Origin of the sequence: Microcoleus sp. SVA1B4 (assembly GCF_036700545.1) — a bacterium.
Lineage (GTDB): Bacteria > Cyanobacteriota > Cyanobacteriia > Cyanobacteriales > Microcoleaceae > Microcoleus.
This window is the reverse complement of the sequence record NZ_JAUBPB010000150.1, coordinates 1-2,054: the sequence shown is the minus strand read 5'-3', so window position 1 is coordinate 2,054 and position 2,054 is coordinate 1. Positions and strand designations below refer to the sequence as shown.

The window sequence follows — 2,054 nt, the reverse complement described above, 5'->3', positions numbered from 1 at the left end:
CGGATAAAATCATGAAGAAACGTTTAGATTTTCGGATTCAAGAGTCTGAATTTAAAATTCTTGAAGAACACTGCAAATCTGTAGGTCGGACTAAAACCGATGTACTTAGGGAATTAATCAGGAGCCTCAAAGTTAAAGAAAAGCCGTCAAGCGAAGGACGGGGCTTCAGACCCAGTTTCTTGGTGGATGGACGCGACTCGACGGTGTAAGGTTCGATCGCGCTCACGGAAGTTACTTACGCCTTGGGGATGAAAGCCCGCACATCAAGGCTCCCTTGCAGCGAACGGCGATCGGCCCGAGGCGCTAAATGCCGGGGATTCTGGCGACGGCGGAGGCAAATGACCGACTCCGACAACGGATAAGTATTGGTAATGGATGCAGTGGGATTTTGCTGCCGAGGGCGATCGTTCTCCGTACAGGCGATCGGTAAATAAGCCAATTGGCTTAGACTCTTAAGACATATTGCTGATGCGCTGCTTTCTATAAAAAAGATAGCATTTTTGTGTGATCCCCGAAATAATACCGAGCAAGCAAGTATAAAAAAAATACCACGTGTCTCGGCGGGTGGGAGAATTGAGTACAGCTAATACTTTCAAACGAGGAAAATAGATGTCTAACAGCATAGATCGACTTGCAGAAGGCGGCAGGGGGATCAAACTCATGTGGCAGATTGCAGACGAGCTCAGTTACACCCGGACTCTCGACAATCGAAACTGTTTGTCGCTGAGCAAAACTTACGAAGTAGAAAATCGCGATCGCTCCCAAAATTTTATAAAAAAAGCTAGCGTTTTAGATGGGTTAATGAATTTATTAAACACCTGGGATTGGCAGACTGAAACAGAGCAGGAAGAAGAGCTGCATGAAACTTTTATTCAACATATTAGCCTGCAAGTCAACACAGATGTCAATGCTTTAACTCAAGTTTTGTTGTGGTTTGAACAGTTGAAAGATATATCGCTCCCCAATGAAGTTTGGTGGAAGATTCAGTTGGGGTTGGCTGAAGGTTTCACTAATGCAGTTCGCCACGCTCACAAAAATCTGCCAGTAGAAACTCCTGTGCAACTCGAAATTACGGTGTTTAATGGACGGTTGGAACTCAAAGTTTGGGATTGCGGGCCGTGTTTTGATTTTGATGCTAAGCTGAAGGAAATTCTGGCAGCAGATAGAAAAGGCAGCTTGGACTTAGAGGTTTTGAACGATGCTTGCTTGATGCCTAGCAGACATAAAAGTTTGGAACCGTCTCTATTTCTAATTGCTGGGTAGCTTGGGAGTGAGGGACAATTAACACACTGGCACGGTAAAAAATGTGTTAGTAGGCTAAAAACGGTGTTAGGGGGAAAATTTACGGGTTTTGTCTCCGCGTGGGTGAGGGGTTTTGAATACTGCCCACCTGCTGCGGCTTGGGTTAAGAGCTATGGTATTGGGTGATTCTATAGCGGTTCGATAGAAACGGGTGCATCTGTCGAATTAAATATTATAATTAAATATTAAAAACTCAACATTAAAAGTTAAAAATTATTCACACTAATTTTTGAGCTTTTAATTTATCATAGTATCTGGTCGCTCACCAATTACTAATGATTTCCAAAGAAACTTTATTTGTTCTGTCTCTATTTCCCTACTTGGGATTTCTCTGGTTTTTGACTCGATCGGGAAAAACACCTCGTTTAGCTCTGATGGGATTTTACGGGACTCTCGTTTTTGTAGCGGTGACGATTCCCGCCGCAATTTACGCAAAAGTTGCCTACAATGAGTCACTAGCAAATGTCGATTGGCTGCACGGTTCTGCGGAACTATTCTTAACACTTGCCAATATTTTATTAGTTTTAGGCTTTAGAGAAGCGGTGATTAAAGCCAAAGCATCCTCACAAGAATAAACTTGAGAGGGTAGTCGGGATTAATGCGAGACTTTCATTTGACTAGCGTCTGTTTAGTTGGGCGAATTAAATAACTTACAATTTTAATTGTTATTGTGGGATGGGCGTCCCGCCCGGCCTTTTTGGACGGGCGGGACGCCCATCCCCCATTCAAGAGTGGGCGTTATTTAATTCTCA

The 2,054-nt window shown here is 43.5% G+C and carries 4 protein-coding genes; 3 read left to right on the top strand and 1 reads right to left on the bottom strand.

From position 1 onward, the window contains the following. The coding region (locus tag QT987_RS29615) for a hypothetical protein (protein ID WP_333247047.1) at positions 1 to 209 on the top strand (209 nt) is incomplete at its 5' end. Between the two features lie 26 nt (positions 210 to 235). On the opposite strand, the gene QT987_RS29610 is transcribed toward QT987_RS29615, so the two are convergent. Continuing rightward, entirely contained in the window at positions 236 to 439 is a 204-nt protein-coding gene (locus QT987_RS29610) for a hypothetical protein (RefSeq protein WP_333247045.1), read from the bottom strand. A 170-nt stretch (positions 440 to 609) separates the two neighbouring features. Between QT987_RS29610 and QT987_RS29605 the strand changes: the two genes are divergently transcribed. Continuing rightward, a complete protein-coding gene (locus tag QT987_RS29605; RefSeq protein WP_333247043.1) occupies positions 610 to 1,263 on the top strand; it encodes an ATP-binding protein in 654 nt (217 codons plus the stop codon). Between the two features lie 314 nt (positions 1,264 to 1,577). Further along, positions 1,578 to 1,877, top strand: a complete 300-nt coding sequence (locus QT987_RS29600; RefSeq protein WP_333057168.1) for a DUF3593 domain-containing protein — start codon at positions 1,578 to 1,580, stop codon at positions 1,875 to 1,877. Positions 1,878 to 2,054: the final 177 nt, after the last annotated feature.

What these genes read in the sequence shown, in the direction of transcription:
- QT987_RS29605 (WP_333247043.1), top strand. Translation starts at nt 610, where the DNA reads ATGTCTAACAGCATAGATCGACTTGCAGAAGGCGGCAGGGGGATCAAA.
- QT987_RS29600 (WP_333057168.1), top strand. Translation starts at nt 1,578, where the DNA reads ATGATTTCCAAAGAAACTTTATTTGTTCTGTCTCTATTTCCCTACTTG.